Origin of the sequence: Herbaspirillum sp. B65, assembly GCF_000333555.1 — a bacterium.
Lineage (GTDB): Bacteria > Pseudomonadota > Gammaproteobacteria > Burkholderiales > Burkholderiaceae_D > Herbaspirillum > Herbaspirillum rubrisubalbicans.
On record NZ_BADI01000291.1, the window covers coordinates 1 to 3,173 of the forward strand.

Annotated in this window: 2 protein-coding genes and 1 pseudogene; 2 read left to right on the plus strand and 1 reads right to left on the minus strand. The window is 63.1% G+C overall.

The annotated features are described in order from the left end of the window. Positions 1-86 precede the first annotated feature (86 nt). Positions 87-1,526 (minus strand): aminotransferase-like domain-containing protein, encoded by a 1,440-nt coding sequence (locus I5W_RS07600; RefSeq protein WP_441294719.1) that lies wholly within the window; start codon positions 1,524-1,526, stop codon positions 87-89. Positions 1,527-1,920: 394 nt separating this feature from the next. On the opposite strand from I5W_RS07600, the gene I5W_RS07605 reads away from it, so the two are divergent. Both I5W_RS07605 and I5W_RS07610 read left to right on the plus strand, forming a co-directional pair. Then, positions 1,921-2,403 (plus strand): MSMEG_0572/Sll0783 family nitrogen starvation response protein, encoded by a 483-nt coding sequence (locus I5W_RS07605; RefSeq protein ID WP_017450192.1) that lies wholly within the window; start codon positions 1,921-1,923, stop codon positions 2,401-2,403. A 15-nt stretch (positions 2,404-2,418) separates the two neighbouring features. Continuing rightward, positions 2,419-3,173 (plus strand): annotated as a pseudogene (locus tag I5W_RS07610) (nitrilase-related carbon-nitrogen hydrolase); the annotation flags it as partial.

Consider the following 3,173-nt stretch of genomic DNA (forward strand, 5'->3'; position numbering starts at 1 on the left):
GATCGGGAATGAAAACAGGATCGGCGCATTTTTGGGGCAGTGGAGTAATGCCGGCGGTGATGCTAGGACGGACCACGCAGTTCAGCTCACAACACCGCCGGTCGCGCCAGTGGCGCNTCATTGAGCGCATCGCGGATCACTTCCAGCGCATGTTGGATGTCATGCCGGCTGGCAATGCCGCCGATGCATACCCTCACGGCCTGCTCGGGCGCGGCACTCACGGCAAAGGCGTCGCTGGCCACCACGCCGATGCCTGAGGATCGCATCTGCGCGGCAAAGCTGCTGGCCTGCCAGCCGCCGCGCAGCTTGATCCATAAATGAAACGCTTCCGGCTCCGAGGCATAGCTGTGCTCGGGCAGGATGCGGGCGGCGATCTTCTGGCGCGCCATCGATTCCTTGCGGATGTTGGCCAGCGCCAGGTCGGCCACGCCATCACGGATCCAGTGTGTGGCCAGGGTGGAGGTGATGGGCGAGGCCATCACGGTGGTGGCGCGCAGGGATGCCGTCAGGCGTGCCGCCGAGCTGGCGTCCGGCGCCACCAGGTAGGCGATGCGCAAGCCTGCTCCCACGCTCTTGGCCAGACCCGTGACGTAGAAGGTCAGCTCGCTGCCCAGGCTGGCGATGGCCGGGGGCGCGGTGCGCGGCAGGAAGCCGTAGGCATCATCCTCGATGATGGCCACTTCATAATGACGGGCGATTTCCACCAGGGCCTGGCGGCGCGAGAGCGAGGTGGTGCAGGTGGTCGGGTTGAGCAGGGTAGGGTTGCAGTACAGGGCCTTGGGCGCATACTGCGCGCAGGCGCCGGCAAAGGCCACGGCGTCGATGCCTTCATTGTCCATCGGCAAGCCGACCAGCTTGATGCCCAGTTGCCCGGCCAGAGCGCGCAGACCGGGATAGGTCACATCCTCGCAGCACAGCACGCCGCCCGGTCCTACCAGCATGGTGAGAATGGCCAGCAGCGCGCACTGTGCGCCGGGCGTAACCAGCAGCCGTTGCGGTTCCACCACCAGTCCACGCCGGCGCAGCCACAGTGCCCCGGCTTCGCGGTCTTCCGCTGAGCCGCCGAAATCCTGGTAGCGCATCAGGTCGCGCAGCTTGCCGTGGACCTTGTTCCAGCCCGCCTGCATCAGGGCCGCCAGTTCGCTCGATTCCGGTTCGGGCGGCATGTTCATCGACATATCGACGTTAGGCCGGCCTTCGGTCACACGCGGGATGCGCGGGCGGCGCTTGCCGCAGACGAATGTGCCGCGTCCCACCACCGAATCCACCAGGCCGCGTCGATGCGCTTCGGTATAGGCGCGTGCCACGGTGGTGAAGTCCAGCGCCAGCAGTTCGGCCAGCTTGCGCTGCGGGGGCAGGCGCTGTTCCGGTTGCAGTTGGCCGGTGGCGACATCCTCGGCAATCGCATTGGCAATGGCCAGGTAGAGCGGGCCGCTGCCTTTCTTCAATTTGGGAACCCACAGGGTGCTGTTCTTGGGCATGGTGCTTTCCTCGCTGGACTTGCCTGCACTCAACATTGACTGCATCGCGTTTCTTCATTGAATGCAATTTGCATTCCATCCAATGGCGCTCTGACAGGGCTGCCTCTGCACTGCCTTGCATCATGCTTCCGGGTTTGTCTGCACCAGCCTAAAACACGCCGCTGCATCAGGGTGCGCAAGGGTTTGCGCGATTGTATGGAGGGATTGAATGGATTGCTTCGCGGGTCGCAAAAAGCTGCCCATACAGTGCGTTTCTGCAAGCCGCGAGGGTGCTGGAGAGGTTCTCGGAAAACCGCGATTGTATGGATATTGATGCAGTCAATTGCAGCATTGACGGCGTCTTGCTGGCACATCTGATGCATTCAATGCCAGCGTCACGGCAAGGTCGCCGGACCACTTCCCCAAGTGCAGACCAACAGCAATCGAGAGGAGTATCACCATGCCCGCAGTCACTCAAGCCGCCCACGCCCCCGGCGATTTCCTGGTGGATTATGAAGAGAAGGTGTTCGAAGACGTCAAAGCCCAGCCGGGTGAAAAAGCACTGGTGACCTTCCATACCGTAGCCTTCGAAGGCTCGATCGGTTTCGTCAACCTGCTGCAGGCCACGCGCTTGAAGCGCAAGGGTTTCGAGACCTCCATCCTGCTCTATGGCCCGGGCGTGACCCTGGGCGTGCAGCGCGGTTTTCCGACACTGGGCGACGAAGCCTTCCCCGGCCACCAGAACTTCAACAAGCAGATCGTCAAGTTCATGGAAGAGGGCGGCAAGGTCTATGCCTGCCGCTTCGCCCTGCAGGCGCTGTACGGTCATGGCGAGCCTTCGCTGATCCCCGGCATCCGTCCCATCAATCCGCTGGACGTACTGGATCTGGTGTTGCTGCATCGTCGCGACAACGCCTTCATCCTCGACACCTGGACCCTGTAAGCGAAAGGGTGGCCCATGAGCATCAACAAGAGAACGGTACGGGCAGCAGCGGTGCAGATCGCGCCCGACCTCGACAGCGCAGACGGCACCGTGGCCAAGGTATGCGAGGCCATCGCACAGGCTGCCGCACAAGGAGCGGAACTGGTGGTGTTTCCCGAAACCTTCGTTCCCTACTATCCGTACTTCTCGTTCGTGCGGCCACCCTTCGCTGCGGGGCCGGAGCATCTACTGCTCTATGAACGCGCGGTGGAGCTGCCCGGCCCGGTCACCCAGGCTGTCTCTGCCGCGGCTCGGCAGTACGGCACGGTGGTCGTGCTGGGCGTCAATGAGCGCGACCATGGCACGCTCTACAACACGCAACTGGTGTTCGATGCCGATGGCGAGCTGGTATTGAAGCGCCGCAAGATCACGCCGACCTATCACGAACGCATGATCTGGGGCCAGGGCGATGCCAGTGGCCTGAAGGTGGTGCCTACCGCGGTGGGACGGCTGGGCGCGCTGGCCTGCTGGGAACACTACAACCCGCTGGCGCGCTACAGCCTCATGGCACAGCACGAGGAAATCCACTGCGCGCAATTCCCTGGTTCCATGGTGGGACAGATCTTTGCCGATCAGATGGAAGTCACTCTGCGTCACCATGCGCTGGAATCGGGCTGTTTCGTGGTCAATGCCACCGGCTGGCTCACCGATGCCCAGATCGCTGCCATCGAACCCGATCCAAGGCGCAAAGGCGCTGCGCGGCGGCTGCTGTACTGCATCGTCTCGCCGAG

Coding starts and splice junctions, on each gene's coding strand:
- I5W_RS07605 (WP_017450192.1), top strand. CDS start 1,921: ATGCCCGCAGTCACTCAAGCCGCCCACGCCCCCGGCGATTTCCTGGTG.